Annotated in this window: 19 protein-coding genes and 1 tRNA gene; 12 read left to right on the top strand and 8 right to left on the bottom strand. The window is 67.7% G+C overall.

Annotation, left to right across the window (positions count from 1 at the left end; genetic code table 11):
* Window positions 1–92: 92 nt before the first annotated feature.
* The 4 genes from FFF93_RS10470 to FFF93_RS10480 form a co-directional block, all read right to left on the bottom strand.
* Window positions 93–626: a hypothetical protein gene (locus tag FFF93_RS10470; protein ID WP_138768969.1), complete on the bottom strand. Its 534-nt coding sequence runs from the start codon at window positions 624–626 to the stop codon at window positions 93–95.
* Window positions 627–706: 80 nt separating this feature from the next.
* On the bottom strand, window positions 707–841 hold the full coding sequence (locus FFF93_RS17135; protein WP_261375077.1) for a hypothetical protein: 135 nt from the start codon (window positions 839–841) through the stop codon (window positions 707–709).
* A gap of 53 nt (window positions 842–894) precedes the next feature.
* Window positions 895–1,251 (bottom strand): hypothetical protein, encoded by a 357-nt coding sequence (locus FFF93_RS10475; protein ID WP_138768968.1) that lies wholly within the window; start codon window positions 1,249–1,251, stop codon window positions 895–897.
* A gap of 49 nt (window positions 1,252–1,300) precedes the next feature.
* Complete coding sequence (locus FFF93_RS10480) at window positions 1,301–1,780, bottom strand: MarR family winged helix-turn-helix transcriptional regulator (RefSeq protein WP_138770429.1); 480 nt, start codon at window positions 1,778–1,780, stop codon at window positions 1,301–1,303.
* Between the two features lie 95 nt (window positions 1,781–1,875).
* Between FFF93_RS10480 and bcp the strand changes: the two genes are divergently transcribed.
* Together bcp and FFF93_RS10490 are read left to right on the top strand one after the other, a co-directional pair.
* Window positions 1,876–2,349, top strand: coding sequence for a thioredoxin-dependent thiol peroxidase (bcp, locus tag FFF93_RS10485; protein ID WP_138768967.1), 474 nt, complete (start codon window positions 1,876–1,878; stop codon window positions 2,347–2,349).
* Window positions 2,350–2,475: 126 nt separating this feature from the next.
* Window positions 2,476–2,557: transfer RNA gene (locus tag FFF93_RS10490), tRNA-Leu, on the top strand.
* A gap of 36 nt (window positions 2,558–2,593) precedes the next feature.
* Here the strand turns inward: FFF93_RS10490 and FFF93_RS10495 are convergent.
* The 3 genes from FFF93_RS10495 to FFF93_RS10505 all read right to left on the bottom strand — a co-directional run bounded on the left by FFF93_RS10495 (window position 2,594) and on the right by FFF93_RS10505 (window position 3,782).
* Window positions 2,594–2,833, bottom strand: a complete 240-nt coding sequence (locus FFF93_RS10495) for a hypothetical protein (RefSeq protein WP_138768966.1) — start codon at window positions 2,831–2,833, stop codon at window positions 2,594–2,596.
* 77 nt (window positions 2,834–2,910) lie between these two features.
* Complete coding sequence (locus FFF93_RS10500) at window positions 2,911–3,396, bottom strand: GNAT family N-acetyltransferase (RefSeq protein WP_138768965.1); 486 nt, start codon at window positions 3,394–3,396, stop codon at window positions 2,911–2,913.
* 35 nt (window positions 3,397–3,431) lie between these two features.
* Complete coding sequence (locus FFF93_RS10505) at window positions 3,432–3,782, bottom strand: metalloregulator ArsR/SmtB family transcription factor (protein ID WP_138768964.1); 351 nt, start codon at window positions 3,780–3,782, stop codon at window positions 3,432–3,434.
* 238 nt (window positions 3,783–4,020) lie between these two features.
* Between FFF93_RS10505 and arsB the strand changes: the two genes are divergently transcribed.
* The 8 genes from arsB to FFF93_RS10545 all read left to right on the top strand — a co-directional run bounded on the left by arsB (window position 4,021) and on the right by FFF93_RS10545 (window position 15,518).
* Entirely contained in the window at window positions 4,021–5,013 is a 993-nt protein-coding gene (arsB, locus tag FFF93_RS10510) for an ACR3 family arsenite efflux transporter (protein WP_261375431.1), read from the top strand.
* A 25-nt stretch (window positions 5,014–5,038) separates the two neighbouring features.
* A complete protein-coding gene (locus FFF93_RS10515) occupies window positions 5,039–5,461 on the top strand; it encodes an arsenate reductase ArsC (protein ID WP_138768962.1) in 423 nt (140 codons plus the stop codon).
* A 10-nt stretch (window positions 5,462–5,471) separates the two neighbouring features.
* Complete coding sequence (trxB, locus tag FFF93_RS10520; protein ID WP_138768961.1) at window positions 5,472–6,446, top strand: thioredoxin-disulfide reductase; 975 nt, start codon at window positions 5,472–5,474, stop codon at window positions 6,444–6,446.
* A gap of 27 nt (window positions 6,447–6,473) precedes the next feature.
* Window positions 6,474–7,859: an FAD-dependent oxidoreductase gene (locus tag FFF93_RS10525; protein ID WP_138768960.1), complete on the top strand. Its 1,386-nt coding sequence runs from the start codon at window positions 6,474–6,476 to the stop codon at window positions 7,857–7,859.
* A 164-nt stretch (window positions 7,860–8,023) separates the two neighbouring features.
* Window positions 8,024–8,701, top strand: a complete 678-nt coding sequence (locus tag FFF93_RS10530) for a fasciclin domain-containing protein (protein WP_138768959.1) — start codon at window positions 8,024–8,026, stop codon at window positions 8,699–8,701.
* A 272-nt stretch (window positions 8,702–8,973) separates the two neighbouring features.
* On the top strand, window positions 8,974–10,626 hold the full coding sequence (locus tag FFF93_RS10535; protein ID WP_186372277.1) for an ABC transporter substrate-binding protein: 1,653 nt from the start codon (window positions 8,974–8,976) through the stop codon (window positions 10,624–10,626).
* A 79-nt stretch (window positions 10,627–10,705) separates the two neighbouring features.
* The gene (locus FFF93_RS10540) at window positions 10,706–12,208 is read left to right on the top strand and encodes a malate:quinone oxidoreductase (RefSeq protein ID WP_138768958.1); all 1,503 of its coding nucleotides are present in this window, start codon (window positions 10,706–10,708) and stop codon (window positions 12,206–12,208) included.
* Window positions 12,209–12,290: 82 nt separating this feature from the next.
* Window positions 12,291–15,518 carry an efflux RND transporter permease subunit gene (locus FFF93_RS10545; RefSeq protein WP_138768957.1) on the top strand — a complete coding sequence of 1,076 codons (3,228 nt, stop codon included), beginning with the start codon at window positions 12,291–12,293 and terminating at the stop codon, window positions 15,516–15,518.
* Between the two features lie 50 nt (window positions 15,519–15,568).
* Here the strand turns inward: FFF93_RS10545 and FFF93_RS10550 are convergent, their stop codons facing one another.
* Window positions 15,569–17,011: an MFS transporter gene (locus FFF93_RS10550; protein WP_315851451.1), complete on the bottom strand. Its 1,443-nt coding sequence runs from the start codon at window positions 17,009–17,011 to the stop codon at window positions 15,569–15,571.
* A gap of 227 nt (window positions 17,012–17,238) precedes the next feature.
* Between FFF93_RS10550 and FFF93_RS10555 the strand changes: the two genes are divergently transcribed.
* Both FFF93_RS10555 and FFF93_RS10560 read left to right on the top strand, forming a co-directional pair.
* Complete coding sequence (locus FFF93_RS10555) at window positions 17,239–18,342, top strand: LLM class flavin-dependent oxidoreductase (protein WP_138768955.1); 1,104 nt, start codon at window positions 17,239–17,241, stop codon at window positions 18,340–18,342.
* The gene (locus tag FFF93_RS10560; RefSeq protein ID WP_138768954.1) at window positions 18,339–18,800 is read left to right on the top strand and encodes a MarR family winged helix-turn-helix transcriptional regulator; all 462 of its coding nucleotides are present in this window, start codon (window positions 18,339–18,341) and stop codon (window positions 18,798–18,800) included. Before FFF93_RS10555 ends, FFF93_RS10560 begins: the two co-directional genes overlap by 4 nt.
* Window positions 18,801–18,804: the final 4 nt, after the last annotated feature.

Genomic DNA, 18,804 nt, shown 5'->3' on the forward strand with positions numbered 1-18,804 from the left:
CCCGGCTTTTGCCTCCGAGATGGGCCCCAAGTGTACGTTCGGGCGTTGACATTGAAGGATCCGGGTGAGGGGCGGCCCGAGGCGCCGTCGGCTTAGGGCAGCCGGTCGTGGCGCCGGTTGAGTCCCAGGGCAGCAGAGGCAGTTAGCAGTAGCCCGCCTATGGCCAGCAGGACGGCTCCAGCCGTTGTTTCGGCCCCTGCCGCCCGCGGGCCGGTGACGGCGTCGGCCGTCTGCTCAGCCGGAAGAGCCGGGGGCACGGGCGTCGCCGTCGTCGTAACGGTGGAGGACGGCGCGGGGCGCGGCGCCGAATCGGCGGCGGGTGCGGCGGACGACGCCGGAACCGCGGCCGGAGCCGACGAGGTCTCAGGGGCGCTCGGGACGGGTGCCGGGGGAATTGCGGGTGCTGGCGCCGCCGGAGGGGCTGATGGTGCTGGTAGGGCCGTCCGTGACGGCTTTGGGGTGCTGGACGGCTTCGGGGTCGGTGTGGCCGGCGACTGGCACAGGCCCAACGGATCCACCACCACCGGACCGCAGGTCTCCGCGGCGGCAGGAGCCGCGACAGCGAGGGCGGCCAGGGCGAGGGCGGTCAGGGCCGTGCCGACTATGGCACTCCTACGCGTTCTCATCCTAGACATCCTACGTTCCGCCGCGGGTGGGCCCGGGGATATCGACCGATTTCGGCCGGCAGCACCGCGGATCGCCCCCCCTAGCGGTGGCCGGCGGCCGCCAGCTGAAAGTGGATGGGAAGCGCAAGCTGGAGCGGGGCGGCCCCGACGGGCTCATCGAGCAGCTCGTTGATCGAGGTCTGCCCATCCAGTTCGGGTGGCGGCGCCGTTTCCATAGGAAAACCTTATGCGAGCCCGGCCCCGGGCACCGGGCATGACACGGAAAGCCTCAGCCCTGCCGCGCGAGGCGCGCGTCGCGCCGCCGCGCCAACACCGGACGGGCGGCGTGCCACCCGGCCCAGCCAGCAACTCCGACGGCGGTCAGCACCAGCGGCGCGACGCCCACCACACCCCAGGCGCTGGCTACGAAGAGGGAGGTCGTGGATCCATCCGGCATGGTGTAACGGCATTCCACTCCGAGCGGCACCAGGTGATGCTTGCTCCAGAGACCGCTCTCGGGTGTGTGGATGGTTCCGGGCGGCAGCTCCCGGTAGCAGATTTGGCCTTGGCCGCCGTGCCGCATGGTGATGGCGTTGTGGCCCAGCGCAACGAAGAAATACCAGCCCACGCAGAGGGCGGCGATCACCGTGAGGGTGATGATTCGGCGGCGTAAGGCTCCCCCGGATCCCGGGGGCCTAGTTGACGTGGTTCGCCTCGGCGGGGACCGCCGGCTCCACGATCACGAGGGTCGTGGCCTCCGTCGTGGATATCCGGTTGGCCAGTTCGCGGACCACGGACTGCAGTTCGTGCCGCAGCGAATCGGGGTCGATCGACGCGGCGGCAAGGACTGAGCGTTCCATGTCCGCGGCGGCCGCCACGGCCTCGCGTCCGCGGTCGGTCAGCGTCACCACATGACTGCGGCGGTCGGAGGCGCTACGCTCCCGGGAGATGTGGCCGTGGGCTTCGAGCCGGCTCAACGTCTTCCCCATGGTCTGGGCCTGGACCCGGACGAGTTGCGCCAGTTGGGCCTGGGTCATAGGTCCCTGGGCAGAGAGCACTTCCATCGCGATCACACCGGCGTGGGTCAAGCCGATGGCCCCGAGCTTCTCGTTCCAAGCGTGTTCTACAAGGCGTGCTGCCGTTGACAATAGGCGGCCAGTGGGCCAGCGATCCATATCAGGCATACCAAAGAGTATAACGACTGTACGATTCGCCGCCCGCCCCCGCGCTCACTAGGCTGGAAATCCGCAAATCTGTCAAGGAGAACACCATGCCTGAACGACTCGCCCCCGGGGACGACGCACCCGACTTCCGACTCCAAGACTCGGGCGGAAGCGACGTCGGCCTGCAGGACTTCCGCGGCAAGAAAACGGTTGTCTACTTCTACCCCGCGGCCGCCACGCCGGGGTGCACCAAGCAGGCCTGCGACTTCCGCGACTCGCTCGCCACCCTCCAGGGGGCAGGCTACGAGGTGGTGGGCATCTCCCCCGACCCCGTAGAGAAGCTCGCCCGCTTCGCGGCGGCCGAGGGGCTCAGCTTCCCGTTGCTCTCCGATCCCGACCACACCGTGGCCGAGGCGTATGGGGCGTGGGGCGAGAAAAAGAACTATGGCCGCAGTTACGAGGGGCTTATCCGTTCCACCGTGGTGGTTGGTCCCGACGGCAAGGTCATGCTGGCCCAGTACAACGTGCGCGCCACCGGCCACGTCGCCAAGTTGCGCCGCGACCTGAAACTCGACGTCTAGACGGCAGCCCCGCCAGCCCCGCCAGCCGCGTCCCGCGGGAACGGGCCCCGCACTGCGGAGCCGAATGTAGAATAATCTCTGGCATCCGTCGTCGGGTCCCCCGGGACTCCCGGACGACGGCGCCGCGCGCGAGTGGTGAAATTGGCAGACACGCAGGATTTAGGTTCCTGTGCCTTCGGGCGTGGGGGTTCAAGTCCCCCCTTGCGCACCTTGGAACCCCGGTCTTCGGACCGGGGTTCCTCCGTTATTGCGAGCGGTCGGGGTGCTGAGCCAGCAGGGCTTCGATGTCCTTGGCGGTGGCGTCCAATCTGGCGATCGTGTCCCGTTGGATCGACCGCAGGTATTCGGCATCGGACTCGCCATCCTGCACCCAATCCTCGTCGCCCGGTGATTCCATCGCCTGCCGCGTGTTGGCGGTGGCCGTCCTGATGTTTTCCAGCATGGCAAGCAGCCGGGCCTCGGTGGTGGGGGTCTCGGCACTCATGGCGCCCTCCTTGGTTGCAGTCGCGTCGACAGCTGACAGGCCCTACTTTCGACGCCGACGTGTTGGCAGCACAAGAACTAAAGGACCCCCGTGCGCCGTTCGATCAGAATCGTGTCCCGCCACTGGCCGGCCGCAGGACCGTGGGCCATCCGGGCAATTCTTTCCCTCCGCCCCACGACCCGGAAACCGTGGGCGAGGTGCAGTTTCATGCTGTACTCATTTTCCGGGAAAACGCTTGCCTGAATGGTCCAAATGCCGCCTTCCTCGGTAGAGGCGATCAGGGACCGGAGCAGGATCGACCCGATCCGCAGGCCGCGGGCCGCCTCGGCTATGTAAATGGAGTGTTCCACGACGCCGGAATACACCGGACGGCCGGAAACTGCGGAAGCGGCCGCCCAGCCAAGAATCCCGCTGTTCGGTGCCTGCGCCACTAGGCGGTGGGACGGAAGGCGCGAAGCGTCGAAACCGGGCCAATCCGGCGCCTCGGCCTCGAACGTGGCCTGGCCCGTCGCGATTCCTTCAGCGTAGATCCGCTGTACCTCGGGCCAATCGGATTCCCTCATTGGACGGACGACGACGTCGGGCACCGGGCTCCGGGTCACAGGGATGCCAGGAGGCCGGCCGTGTGCTCCAGCGCGCCGGGGACGAGGGAGTAATACGCCCACGTCCCGCGCTTTTCACGGTGCAGCAGGCCCGCATCAACCAGGATCTTGAGGTGGTGCGACACGGTGGGCTGGCCGAGGTCCAGTGGCTCGGTGAGATCGCAAACGCAGGCCTCCCCGGCGCCGGCTCCCTTGACGATGGAAAGCAGCCGCAGCCTGTTGGGATCGGCCAGGGCTTTGAACACCTGGGCCTTGCGCTGGGCATCCGCTGCGCTGAGGACAGCCTGGTCAGACGGTGCACAGCAGGCCTCGTCGACGGCCGGCTCAATCGTTTGCAGGGAATTCATGTGTCTATTATGCACACTGATTGACATTCATCGATATAGTTGGCAATACTTCATATCGACAAGTATCAATCTTCCGCCGGACAGCAACGTCCCGGCAACATACCGAGCAGCACCAACGCAGCACAGGAGCCCCGTGAGCACCCAGACAGTCCAGCCGCCCGAAGTCGAAGGTGGCGTCGCCGTTGGCGGCAGACTCTCCACCCTTGACCGCTTTCTGCCCGTCTGGATCATCGCTGCCATGGTGGTCGGCTTGCTTCTTGGCAACGTCATCACGGGACTGAACACCGCGCTTGAGGCCGTCAAAGTCGGCGGGGTGTCGCTGCCCATCGCCGTCGGGCTGCTGGTGATGATGTACCCGGTGCTGGCCAAGGTCCGCTACGACCAGGCGCACCGCGTGATCGGCGACCGCAAGCTCATGGTCACCTCGCTGGTACTGAACTGGGTGCTGGCCCCGGCCTTTATGTTTGCCCTCGCCTGGATTTTCATTCCGGACCTGCCCGACTACCGCACCGGGCTCATCATCGTCGGCCTGGCTCGATGCATCGCGATGGTGATGATCTGGAACGACCTGGCCTGTGGCGACCGCGAGGCCGCTGCCGTACTGGTGGCCATCAACTCCGTCTTCCAGGTCATCGCGTTCGGCGCGCTGGGCTGGTTCTACCTCGAACTCCTGCCAGCCTGGCTGGGCCTGCCGACCGCCAGCGCAGACTTCTCGTTCTGGGCCATCACCGCCTCCGTGCTGGTGTTCCTCGGCATTCCGCTGCTCGCGGGTTTCCTCACGCGGACAATCGGCGAAAAGACCAAGGGCCGCAACTGGTACGAGGACACGTTGCTGCCAAAACTTGGCCCGTGGGCGCTCTACGGCTTGCTGTTCACCATCACCCTGCTCTTCGCCCTGCAGGGCGGAACCATAACGTCCCGTCCACTGGACGTGGCCCGGATCGCGCTGCCCCTGCTGGTCTACTTCCTGGTCGTGTTCGGCGCCGGCATGCTGATCGGCAAGGGGCTTGACCTGGGCTATGCGAAGACCACCACGCTGGCGTTCACGGCGGCGGGCAACAACTTCGAACTCGCCATTGCGGTGGCGATCGGCACCTTCGGCGTCACCTCCGGGCAGGCCCTGGCCGGCGTCGTCGGGCCCTTGATTGAAGTCCCCGTCCTTGTTGCACTGGTTTACGTGGCCCTCCGGGCCCGGAAACGCTACTTCGCCGCCGGCCCCCTTTCCGCCTAACCCCCAGATCCTCCAGGAGAAACCCGTGAGCACCGAAACCGCCAAAAAGCCCTCCGTCCTGTTCGTCTGCGTCCACAACGCCGGCCGTTCGCAGATGGCGGCCGCCTTCCTCACCACGCTTTCCAACGGCGCGGTCGAGGTCCGGTCCGCCGGTTCCCAGCCCGCCGAGAAGGTCAATCCGGCCGCCGTCGAGGCCATGGCCGAACTCGGCATCGATATGTCCGCCGAAATCCCGAAGGTCCTCACCACCGAGGCTGTCAAGGAATCCGACGTCGTCATCACGATGGGCTGCGGCGACACCTGCCCGATCTTCCCGGGCAAGCGCTACGAGGACTGGGAACTCGAGGACCCGGCCGGCCAGGGCGTCGCCGCCGTCCGCCCCATCCGCGACGAGATCAGGTCCCGGATCGAGGACCTCATCGCCTCCCTCACCCCCGCCGCCAAATAGGAGTCCGGCCATGACCGAAAAGCTGATCATCATCGGGTCCGGCCCGGCCGGCTACACCGCTGCGATCTACGCCGCCCGCGCCGGGCTGGCACCCCTGGTCATCGCCGGCGCCGTCACCGCGGGCGGGGCGTTGATGAACACCACCGAGGTGGAGAACTTCCCCGGCTTCCCCGCAGGCGTCCAAGGCCCCGAGCTGATGGACGGCCTCCAGCAGCAGGCCGAGAAGTTCGGCGCCCAGGTGCTGTTCGACGACGTCACCGAGGTCCAGCTCACCGGGCACCTCAAGCGCGTCGTCACCGGAGCCGGCGAGACCTACGAGGCGCCCGCCGTCATCCTCGCCACCGGCTCCGCCTACAAGGAGCTCGGCCTGCCGGAGGAGAAGAAGTTCAGCGGCCACGGCGTCTCCTGGTGTGCCACCTGCGACGGCTTCTTCTTCCGCGACCAGGACATCATTGTGGTCGGTGGCGGCGACTCGGCCATGGAGGAGGCCACCTTCCTGACCCGCTTCGGCAAAACCGTCACCGTCGTTGTGCGCAAGAACGAGCTGCGGGCCTCCCGCATCATGGCCCAGCGGGCCAAGGACAACCCCAAGATCCGTTTCGCCTGGAACTCCGCCGTCACCGCGATCCACGGTGACGGCAAGGTCACCGGCGTCACCCTGACGGACACGGCCACCGGCGAAACCCGGGAGCAGGCCGCCACCGGCATCTTCGTCGCGATCGGCCACGTGCCGCGCACCGAGCTGCTGCACGGCCAGGTGGAGCTCGACGCCGAGGGGTATATCAAGGTCGACTCCCCCACCACGGTCACCAACGTCAGCGGTGTCTTCGCCTGCGGGGACGCGGTTGATCACCGCTACCGCCAGGCCATCACCGCCGCCGGCACCGGCTGCGCGGCCGCGCTGGACGCCGAACGCTACCTCGCCGCGCTGGACGACGCCGACAGCATCGCCACCGCCCTGGTCGAGGAACCCACCCACTCCTAGGCACCACCGGATGAAACAGAGGACATCATGGCTGTAACCACTCCCCTTCCCGTGGCCATCATCGGCGCAGGCCCCGTTGGCCTGGCCGCAGCGGCCCACTTGATCGAACGAGGACTGGAACCTTTGATCTTCGAGGCCGGCCCCTCCGCGGGCGCCGCGATCGAGCAGTGGCGCCACATCCGGCTCTTCTCCCCGTGGCAGTACAACACCGACGCCGCCGCCGTCCGCCTGCTCGCCGCGACCGGCTGGGAACCACCGGAGCCGGCCGCGCTGCCCACCGGCGGCGACCTGGTTGACCGTTACCTCACCCCGCTCGCCTCGCTGCCCGAGATCGCGTCCCGGCTGCGGACCGGCGTCCGCGTCGTGGCAGTAACCCGGCAGGGCATGGACAAAACCCACAGCCGCGGCCGCGACACTACCCCCTTCCTGGTCCGGGTGGAACACGCCGACGGCAAAGTCAGCGATCACCAGGCCGCCGCTGTCATCGACGCCTCCGGCACCTGGTCCACCCGCAACCCGCTGGGAACCTCAGGGCTCCCCGCGGTCGGCGAAGCCGCCGCGGCTTCACGCATCTCCTCGCCGCTTCCGGATGTCCTGGGCCGCGACCGGGAAACGTTTGCGGGGCGCACCGCCGTCGTCATCGGCGCGGGCCACTCCGCCGCCAACACCCTGCTCAACCTCGCCGAGCTTGCCGCCCAGGTGCCCGGGACGAAGATCGTATGGGCGATCCGCGGCGCCTCGGCGGCCAAGGTCTACGGCGGCGGCGACGCCGACGGCCTCGCCGCCCGCGGCCAACTCGGCAGCCGGCTGCGCGCACTGGTCGAATCCGGCACCGTGGACCTCCAGACCGGCTTCGGTATCGCCGGCCTTACCGCCGACGGCGGCCCCGTCACGCTGACCGCAACCGACGGCCGCACCCTGACGGCCGACGTCGTGGTCCCGGCCACCGGCTTCCGTCCGAACCTGGACATGCTTCGGGAACTCCGGCTGGAACTGGACCCCGGCGTCGAGGCCCCGCGCGAGCTCGGCCCGCTGATCGACCCCGAATTCCACTCCTGCGGTACCGTCGAGCCCCACGGGGCCCGGATGCTGGCCCACCCGGAACAGGACTTCTACATCGTCGGCATGAAGTCCTACGGCCGGGCCCCCACCTTCCTGCTGGCCACCGGCTACGAACAGGTCCGCTCCGTCGCGGCTGCCCTGGCCGGCGACCGTCAAGCCGCCGACACCGTCCAGCTCGAGCTGCCGGAGACCGGCGTCTGCTCCTCGGATGTCGGCACCAGCTGCGACGTGGCCGCCGCCGCGCCGGCAGGCTTCGTGGCGGAAACCTCGGGCGGCTGCTGCGGAGCGCCGGAACCCGTCCTTGTCGGCTTCCCCACCGGACTGGCCCACGGTCGCGCCGGGGAGAACTGACCCGCCGGAAAAAAATTTCGAATCCCACCCATCCCTTTCCGCCGAACCCCCGAATACCCATTGAGACACCAACCAAGGGTCGGTGCCCATCAGTCGGATAAGGGCCGCAGCGGCAAAGACGTTCGCTGCCGGCAACGAAATCGGCACAACAAAGGAGATTCGAAATGCAGACCATCAAGCGCACGACTTTCGCCGTTGCAGGTATCGCTGCCGCAACCATGCTCAGCCTCACTGCCTGCGGCGGTTCCAGCACCGGTTCCAGCTCCTCCTCGGCTCCGGCCTCCACGCCGTCCGCCTCGAGCATGGCGCCGTCGCCGTCCATGAGCTCTTCCGCCGCCGCGATGGACCCGGCAGCTGACCTCGTCGGCGCCGGCTGCGCCGGCTACGCCGCCAAGGTTCCCAGCGGCGCAGGCTCCGTGTCCGGCATGGCCCTGGATCCGGTGGCCGTGGCCGCCTCCAACAACCCGATCCTGACCACCCTGACCGCCGCCGTCTCCGGCAAGCTCAACCCCAAGGTCAACCTGGTGGACACCCTGAACGGCAGCGAATTCACCGTCTTCGCTCCGACGGATGACGCGTTCAAGAAGATCGACCCCGCCACCATCGAAGCGCTCAAGACGGACGACGCCCTGCTGAGCAAGATCCTGACCTACCACGTGGTGCCCGGCAAGATCAGCCCGGACAAGATTGTCGGCACCCACAAGACGGTCCAGGGCGGTTCCGTCACCGTCACCGGCACCAAGGACGCGCTCAAGGTCGACAACGCCAACGTCGTCTGCGGCGGCGTCAAGACGGCCAACGCCACGGTCTACATGGTCGACTCCGTCCTGATGCCCAAGTAGGCAACCCGAAGACCCTCCTGCCCGGCTCCAGACTGACTCCCTGGATCCACGAGGAGAAACGAAGGCCCGCACCTGTTGGTGCGGGCCTTCGCCCGTTGCGGGCGGGTGTGCCGGGTTCGCCTCGGGTCACCGCCGCGGCGGCCACGCCGGGATCCGCAGCCCGGTCTACTAGACTGGGGCTGTTCCGCAGCCGGCGGCCTTACAGTTCCCCAGAGGTGATTCCTTCAGTGCCCAGCAGTAACGCGCCGACCACGACCGGCCCCCGCAGGACGTTGCGCCGCATCGCGGCCGGTGTCAGTGCAGTCCTGTTGTTGTTGCCGCTCGCAGCGTGCACCGGAACACCCGGCCCGGCGCCGTCGCCGTCCACCGCCAGCGCGTCCGACGCCGCCCCCACCGCCACATTCAACTTCGGCACCGCATCGCGGCCGCTGGGCCTGGACCCGGCGCTCGTCTCCGACGTCGACTCCTACCGCATCACCCGCCAGGTACTCGAGGGGCTGATCGGGGTCGACCAGACCAGCGGCAAGCCCACCCCCCTGCTGGCAACGGAGTGGAACGACAGCAACGAGGGCCGCGCCTACACCTTCAAGCTCCGCGAGAACGTGAAATTCCAGGACGGAACGGTCTTCGACGCGGCCGCGGTGTGCACCAACTTCAACCGCTGGTTCAACTTCCCCGCAGCCCTCCGGAAGCAGGCGACGGGCAGCACCTTCAAGGGGGTGTTCAAGGCCCACGCCGACCAGGCCTCGCTGTCCATCTACAAGGGCTGCACCGCCCTGGCCGCGAACAGTGTCCGGATCGACCTCACCCAGCCGTTCACGGGCTTCCTCCAGGCCTTGACGCTGCCCGCTTTCGCGATCTCTTCGCCGAAGGCCCTCGCCGCGCAGTCCGCCGACGCGCTCACCCAGAGCCGCGAAGGCCAGGCCGTGTCCGCCTATGCCCTGCACCCGGTGGGCACCGGCCCCTTCGTTTTCGGCTCATGGGACAACAACACCGTCACCCTGACCAGCAACAAGGATTACTGGGGCGACAAGGGCCAGATCGGAACCATCAACTTCATCAGCTACGACCACCCGCAGACCCGGCTGCAGGCGCTGCTGGATGGCAAGATCGATGCCTTCGATTCGGTCACGGTGGGAAATTTTGACCAGTTGGTCAAGCGCGGGAAGCAGATCATCCAGCGTGATCCGTTCTCGGTCATGTACCTGGGCATGAACCAGGAAGTGCCGGTGCTGCAGAACCTCAAGGTCCGCCAGGCGATCGAGATGGCCCTGGACAAGGACACCCTGATCCGCAAGTTCTTCATCGACAACACCGCGGCGGCCTCCCAGTTCGTACCGCCGAAGCTGAGCGGCTTCAACAACAACGCCCCCTCGCTGGGACACGATCCCGCCAAGGCCAAGGAACTCCTCGCCGAGGCCGGATACAAGGGCGAGGAACTGAAGTTCTACTACCCGCTCAACGTCGCCAGGCCGTACCTGCCGACTCCGGAGAAGGTCTACGCCGAGATCAGCCGCCAGCTCACCGCCGTCGGTCTCAACATCAAGCCGGTTCCGGTGGACTGGTCCGACGGCTACCTCCAGAAAGTCACCTCCCCCGGGGACCACGCCCTGCACCTGCTCGGCTGGAACGGCTCCTATGCCGATCCGGACAACTTCGTGGGCCCGCTGTTCGGCGAGAACACCGGCGAGTTCGGCTACCAGGATCCCCAGGTGTTCTCCAAGATCGCCCGGGCGCGCGGCCTGCCTGACGGCAAGGATCGCACCGAGCAGTACCAGACCATCAACGCCCAGATTGCCGCGACCGTCCCGGCCGTGCCGATCGCGTTCCCGATCTCGGCACTGGCGCTCTCCGACCGGGTGCTGAAGTACCCGGCCTCGCCCGTCCTGAACGAAGTTTTCACCAAGGTCGTGTTAAAGCCTTGACGGAGGCACCCAATTTCAGTTAGTGGGCGGTGCAGGGATATTCTGTGACAGCCAGAGCCGCTGCTATCGGAGACTGATTGTGACTTTCATTTCCAAGACCCAACATGCCGACGTTGTCCTGATTGGCGGCGGCATTATGAGCGCCACGCTGGGCGCCTTCCTAAAGCAGCTGGAGCCGAACTGGACCATTTCGCTGTTCGAGCGCCTGGACCAGCCGGGCTTGGAAAGCTCCGATCCGTGGAACAACGCGGGCACCGGGCACGCCGCCCTGTGTGAGCTTAACTACTCCCCCGCAGCCAAAGACGGCTCGGTGGACCCGGCCAAGGCCCTGCACATCAACGAGCAGTTCCAGCTGTCCCGCCAGTTCTGGTCCCACCTGGTCACCAACTCCCTGATCGGCTCCCCCAAGGGCTTCATCAACACGGTGCCGCACATGAGCTTCGTGGTGGGCGACGCCAACGCCAAGTTCCTCCGGACCCGCTACGAAGCGCTCAAGCCGAACCCGCTGTTCCGCTCCATGGAGTTCTCGGAGGACCACGCCCAGATCGCCAAGTGGGCGCCGCTGATCGTCAAGGGCCGCGACCCGAAGCAGCACATCGCGGCAACCCGCGCCGCCGAGGGCACCGACGTCGACTTCGGCGCACTGACCCGCGAGTTGACCGGCTACCTCGGCAACAATGGTGTGGAAATCAACTACGGCCACGACGTCACCGACCTCAAGCGTGCCTCCGACGGCGGCTGGGACCTGTCGCTCAAGCACCCCCGCTCCGGCGAGCACGGCTCGATCCACGCGAAGTTCGTCTTCGTCGGCGCCGGCGGCGGGGCGCTGCACCTGCTGCAGGCCTCGGGCATCCCCGAAAGCAAGGGCTACGGCGGTTTCCCGGTTTCCGGCCAGTTCTTCCGCTGCACCGACGAGACCCTCGCCGCCCAGCACAGCGCCAAGGTTTACGGCCAGGCATCCGTGGGCGCCCCGCCCATGTCCGTGCCGCACCTGGACACCCGGTTCGTCAACGGCAAGCGGTCCCTGCTCTTCGGACCCTATGCCGGCTTCTCCACCAACTTCCTCAAGAACGGCTCCTACCTGGACCTGCCGCTGTCCATCCGTCCCTCCAACATCATCCCGATGCTGGCCGTGGCCAAGGACAACATGGATCTCACCGCCTACCTGGTCAAGGAAGTCGCCAAGCGGCACGGGGCCAAGGTGGAGGCCCTGCGGGAGTACTACCCGGAGGCCAAGGACGGCGACTGGGAACTCATCACCGCCGGCCAGCGGGTCCAGATCATCAAGAAGGACCCGAAGAAGGGCGGCGTGCTGCAGTTCGGCACCGAGGTCATCGCCGGCCGCGACGGCACCATCGGCGCCCTCCTCGGCGCGTCCCCGGGCGCCTCTACCGCGGTGCCGATCATGATCGAACTCCTGCAGAAGTCGTTCCCGAAGAACTTCAAGGGCTGGCAGTCCAAGCTCAAGGAGATGATGCCGGGCTACGGCGTCAAGCTCAACGAGAACCCGGAACTCGCCGCCCGGCTCGAGGCCGAGACGGCCGCAGCCCTCCAGCTTGAACCGGTCAGCGCCACCCGCTGAAACCCTGTGGGGTTGCGGCACGTTTAATCCTTTTGACGTCATGTTGTGACGTGCGTCCGTCGACCCACCAGGAGACCATGAGATGTTCCGGCTGGCCAAGCTCTCGCTAGGAAACCGGGCGCTGATCGCGCTGATCACCGTCTTCGCGTCCGTCTTCGGCGTGATCACGATGTCCTCGCTCAAGCAGGAGCTCATTCCGTCCATCGAGTTCCCGCAGATCACGGTCATCACCTCGATGCCCGGGGCCTCGCCGGAAGTCGTGGACAAGCAGATCAGCGGTCCGCTCGAGACGGCGCTCAACGGCGTCGAGGGGCTGGAGTCGACGTCCTCGACCTCGCGCAACGGCGTCTCCCAGATCACCCTGGTGTTCACCTACGGCTCCAACCTGGATAGGGCCCGGAACCAGATCGACCGTGCCATCTCCAACGCCAAGCAGGCGCTGCCGAAGGACGTCCAGCCGCAGGCGATCGCCGGCAGCATCAGTGACTTCCCGATCGTTTACCTCGCGGTTTCCTCGGACAAGCCGCTCAGCGAACTCAACGCGGACCTGGCCCGCCTGAGCGTGCCGCGGCTGCAGAAGCTCGACGGCGTCCGCGGAGCCGAGGTGACCGGCGGGGCCACCCAGCACATCAAGATCCTGCCGCGGCCCGAGGCCATGGCGGCCTCCGGCGCCACCATCGCCTCCATTACGGATGCGCTGAAGAACAACGGTTCGCTGGTGCCCGCCGGCAGCATCGAGGAGCAGGGGAAGACACTGTCGCTGCAGATCGGCAGTCCGGTGGACTCCCTGGACGCGGTCAAGGCCCTGCCGCTGGGAGGCGCCCGCGACGCCGCCACCATCGGCACCGTGGCGGATGTCAGCGTCACCGAGGACGCCCGCACCTCGATCACCCGGACCAACGGCAAGGAAACCCTGGCCCTGTCGGTCACCAAGAAGCCGGAGGGCGACACGGTCGGCATTTCGCATGCGGTGAAGGACTCCATCCCGCAGCTTGAGGCCGAGCTGGGCTCGAACGCCAAGTTCACCCCGGTCTTCGACCAGGCGCCGTTCATTGAGAAGTCGATCAAGGACCTCACCACCGAGGGACTGCTGGGGCTCGGCTTCGCCGTCGCCGTCATCCTGCTGTTCCTGCTTTCGGTGCGCTCCACCCTGGTCACGGCTGTGTCCATCCCGCTGTCCCTGCTGATCACCTTCATCGGGCTCTCCGCCACCGGGTACTCGCTGAACATCCTGACCCTTGGGGCGCTGACCATCGCCATCGGCCGCGTGGTGGACGACTCGATCGTGGTGATCGAGAACATCAAACGGCACCTCAGCTACGGCGAACAGAAAATCACCGCCATCCTGACCTCCATCCGGGAAGTCGCCGGAGCGATCACGGCTTCCACGCTCACCACGGTGGCGGTGTTCCTGCCGATCGCCTTCGTGGCCGGACTCGCCGGCGAGCTGTTCCGGCCCTTTGCGCTCACGGTCACGATCGCCCTGGTGTCTTCACTGCTGGTCTCGCTTACCATCGTTCCGGTGCTGGCCTACTGGTTCCTGCGGACGCCGGCGGACAAGGCCGGGAACGCCGTGTCCGAAGCCTCGGCCCGCGAGACCGCGGCAAAGGCTCACGAAGCCGAACAGCGCAGCTTCCTGCAGCGCGGCTACCTCCCGATCCTCACGAAGACCCAGCGGCATCCCGTGATAACGCTGGTCGCTGCCGTCCTGGTCCTCGGCGGGACCGCGGCCATGTCGCCGCTGCTCGCCACCGACCTGCTGGGCCGTTCCGGCGAAAACAGCATGACCGTGAAGCAGGCCCTTCCGGCCGGCACCAGCCTGGCCGAGGGAAGCGCCGCGGCCATCAAGGTCGAAACCGTGCTGCGGGGCATCGACGGGATCAAGGACGTCCAGGTCACCACCGGCAACGCCCAGACCGGTTTCTCCGCGCTGCAGTCGACCGGGGCGGCGAATTCCAGCTTCACCGTGGTGACCGAAGAGAAGTTCAACCAGGGCCAGCTGCAGGACACTGTCCGCGGCGAACTCGCCAAGATCTCCGGGGCCGGCAAGATCACCGTCGGCTCGCAACAGGGCGGCTTCGGCACGACGTCGACGGTCGACATCACGCTCAAGGCCGCCAGCTCCGCGGACCTCCGCACCGCCAGCGATGCCATGGTCAAGGCCATGGACGGCGTCCCCGGCTCCTCCGAGGTCAGCACCAACCTGGCCGCAAGCCAGCCCGTGGTGCAGGTCAAGGTGGACCGTGCCAAGGCCGTCGCGGCGGGCCTGAACGAACAGCAGGTCGCCGGCGTGCTGGCCTCCACCATCAGCCCGATCCCGGCCGGCACCGTCCGCATTGGCACCACCGATTTCCCGGTCCGGATCGGAGAGGGCACCCGATTCACCAGCATCGGCGCCGTCCGCGACCTTCCGCTGCCGACGGCGCGCGGGCCGGTTCCGCTGTCCTCGATCGCCTCGGTGGAACAGGTGGACGTTCCGGTCTCCGTCACGGCCAGCAACGGCCAGCGGACCGCGCGCGTCTCCATCACGCCGTCGGGCGGCAACCTCGGCGCGGTCAGCACCGAGGTGCAGTCCCGGCTCAAGAACGTCCAGCTCCCGCCGGGCGTCACCGCGGAGATCGGCGGCGCCACGACCCAGCAGGCCGAGTCCTTCGGGCAGCTCGGGCTGGCGTTGCTCGCCGCCATCGCCATCGTCTACGTGATCATGGTGGCCGCCTTCAAGTCGCTCGTGCAGCCGCTGATCTTGCTGGTCTCGGTCCCGTTCGCGGCCACCGGCGCCATCGCGCTGCTGCTCGTGACCCGCGTCCCGCTGGGGCTTCCGTCGCTGATCGGCATGCTGATGCTGGTGGGCATCGTGGTGACCAACGCGATCGTGCTGATTGACCTGATCAACCAGTACCGCCAGCCGCGCAACGGCGAGCCCGGGATGAGCGTGGCGGAGGCGATCACGCACGGCGCGAGGCAGCGCCTTCGGCCGATCCTGATGACAGCGCTGGCCACGGTGTTCGCCTTGACCCCGATGGCGCTGGGCCTCACGGGTGGCGGTGGCTTCATCTCCCAGCCGCTGGCTATTGTGGTGATCGGCGGACTCATCTCCTCCACCGCCCTGACCCTGGTCCTGGTCCCGGTGCTGTACCGGCTGGTGGAGGGCCGGCGCGAACGCAGGGCGCTGCAGAAGGCCGCCGGCGGCAAGCCGGCCCACGGCCGCCGCGCCCAGCCGGCACCGGCGGACGCGGCGGGCACGGCTGGCGGCCTGGACCAGCATGACGAGGCCGACGAACCGGACGAGGCCCCGGCGCTCCGCAACTAGGGTCCGCCCTCCCCGCCCGACTATTGCGAGCTAGTTGGGGATGGGACGGGTCATTTGGAGGCGGACGCGGGGTCGGGGGTGTCGGCAGGGGTTTCGGCGGGGACCGGGCCGGGGTCGGAGAACGCCAGCCGGGGCACGAGCATCAGGGCGGCGGCCGCGGCCAGTCCGGTGACCCCGCAGACGGCCCACACCGTGAGGTAGCCGGCCAGCGGCGCCGCGGTCTGGCCCGCGTCCGCGGCAGCACCGGTGTCGCCCAGGACGTGGCTGAGCAGCGCAATGCCGAAGACCGCGGAGGCGAAGGCACCCCCGATGGTCTTGGTGGTGTTCGTCAGCCCTGTGGCCATCGCGGTCCGGTTCAGCGGCGCCGCGGCAGCCGCCGCCGAGGGCAGTGCCGCAACGAGCGCCCCGGAACCGACGCCGGCCACCGCCATGTTGACCAGCGCCTCGGCCAGGCTGCCGTGCAGGGGCAAAAACAGCAGGTAGCCGACGCCCACAAGCGCCGCTGCGCCCACGAGGGTCCAGCGCGGGGTGAGCCGGCGGGTCACCACGGGGTAGAGCAGTGCTCCCACCAGCAGGGCGAGCACGTACACACCGATGATGATCGAAACCTGCCCCGCACGCAGCCCCAGCCCGTAGCCGTGGAGCGCGGGATCGGTCCGGGCAAAGGTCGAGAGCGGGGCCTGGGCACCCAGCACGGAGACGCCAAACAGCCCCGCGGTCAGCTGCACCGGCCACATGGACTTGGACCGCAGCATCCGGATATCCACCAGCGGGTCCTCGCGGCGCAGCTGGACGCGGACAAAGCGAACAAAGGCCAGCAGCCCGGCCGCGACCAGCACCCAGGCCCACCAGGCACCGGGTCCGTTGAGCCGCATGAACGTCAGCCCGGAGGTGATCAGCAGCAGCCCGACGGCGAGCAGCGCGAAGCCGCCGGTGTCCACCCGGCCGCTGGCGCGCCCGGTCGATTCCGGCACGCCGAAGCGGATGGCGAACCAGCAGGCGGTCACGGCCAGCGCCGGAAGCATCAGCACCAGCTGCAGCTGCCCGGCGAACACTTCCACGAGCGCCCCGGCCGCGAGGGCGCCTGCGATGACACCGAATTCCAGCGCCCCCACGAGGACGCCCGCCGCGCGGCGGGTGCGGGCAGCGCCGTCGGGCAGTCCGTGCACCCGGCTGAAGACCAAGGCGATCTCCAGCGGCAGCCAGACCACGTAGAAGCCCTGCAGGGACCAGGCGGCGAGGAACGTCCAGAAATCCGGCGCCAGCGCCACGCCCCAGGAGGCGGCAGCGGTGAGGACAGTGGAGACAAGCAGGATCCGGCGGTGCCCGTACAGGTCGCCCAGCTTTGCCAGCACGGGCACGGCCAGGGCGCTGACCGTCAACTGGGCGGCCTCGAACCAGTTGACGTCGCCGTCGTGGATCCCCAGGTGCCGGGCGATGTCGGTGAGGATGGGAGTGTAGTAGCCCTGCAGGATTCCGCTGGTGAGTTCCACCAGACACAAAAAAGCAACGATGCGGCGCATGGGAACCTTCCGGGCGGGCTGGAGACCTGGCGGCCAGCCGATTGATTGCATCCTAGGGCCGGGCGCCGCCGGCTCCCCGGAGGGCAGGGGAATATCCCGGCGTGGCGGGCGTTGTACCGAACGATAGATGCAAATGCATCTAAATCGGGTACAGTGGAAACAGCAACCGGAAGTTTCCGGCCAGGGAAAGGAACACCATGCAGATCGGCGTCTTCAGCGTCAGCGACATCACCACGGACCCCACCACGGGCCGCACCCCTACCGAACACGAGCGCATCAAGGCCTCGGTGGCGATCGCCAAAAAGGTCGAAGAGATCGGCATGGATGTCTACGCCATCGGCGAGCACCACAACCGGCCGTTCTTCTCCTCCTCCCCCACCACCACGCTGGCCTACATCGCGGCGCAGACGGAACGGATCATCCTTTCCACCGCGACGACGCTGATCACCACCAACGACCCGGTGAAGATCGCCGAGGACTTCGCGATGCTCCAGCACCTCGCAGACGGCCGGGTGGACCTGGTCCTGGGCCGCGGCAACACCGCCCCGGTCTACCCCTGGTTCGGCAAGAACATCCAGGACGGGATCGAACTCGCGATCGAGAACTACTCCCTGCTGCGCCGGCTCTGGGACGAGGACACGGTCAACTGGTCGGGCAAGCACCGCACCCCGCTGCAGAACTTCACCTCCACCCCGCGCCCGCTCGACGGCGTCGCCCCCTTTGTCTGGCACGGCTCCATCCGCACGCCGCAGATCGCCGAAGTCGCCGCGTACTACGGGGACGGCTTCTTCGCCAACAACATCTTCTGGCCCAAGGAGCACTACCAGCAGCTGATCGGCCTCTACCGTGAACGCTACGAGCACTACGGCCACGGCAAGGCGGACCAGGCGATTGTGGGCCTGGGCGGCCAGTTCTTCATGCGGAAGAACTCACAGGACGCCGTCAAGGAGTTCCGTCCCTACTTCGACAACGCCCCGGTCTACGGCCATGGCCCCTCGCTGGAGGACTTCACGTCCCAGACCCCGCTGACTGTCGGCAGCCCGCAGGAAGTCATCGAGAAGACCCTGACCTTCCGCGAGTACTTCGGCGACTACCAGCGCCAGTTGTTCCTGATCGATCACGCCGGCCTGCCCTTGAAGACCGTGCTGGAGCAGCTGGACCTCTTTGGCGAGGAAGTCCTGCCGGTGCTCCGCAAGGAATACGCCGAGAAGACGCCGGCCCACGTCCCGGAACCGCCGACCCACGCCGCCCGTGTCGCCGCCTCGCTGGCATCCCGGGACGCCGCCCCGCAGGAGGCATGATGTCAGCCAGGACCGAATCGCCGGTCCGCCTGGCCGCGGAAACCTGGGAGTCCCTGTTCCGCGCCCAGGTGGCCGTGATGCGCCGGCTGCAGTCCGGGCCCGCTTTCAAGGCCCTGGCCGTAAACGAGTACGACGTGCTGTTCACGCTCTCCGGCTGTCCTTCCGGCTGGCTCCGCCAGAATGAACTCAACGACCACGTGCTCTTGAGCCAGTCGAGCCTGAGCCGGCTGGTGGAGCGGCTGGAAAAGCGGGGGCTGGTGGAACGGCGGCCCGCCCCCGACGACGGCCGCGGTGTCCTGGTCCGGCTCACCGACGCCGGCCGGGAACTGCAGAAACAGATCGGCCGGGAGCACGTCCGCGACATTGCCGCCCTGGTGGCCCCGGCCCTGACCGACGAGGAACAGCGCGAGCTGCTGCGCCTGACGGAAAAACTGCGGACCGCGGTCCAGGCGCGCTAGCCGG

Origin of the sequence: Arthrobacter sp. KBS0702 (assembly GCF_005937985.2) — a bacterium.
Taxonomy (GTDB): Bacteria; Actinomycetota; Actinomycetes; order Actinomycetales; family Micrococcaceae; genus Arthrobacter.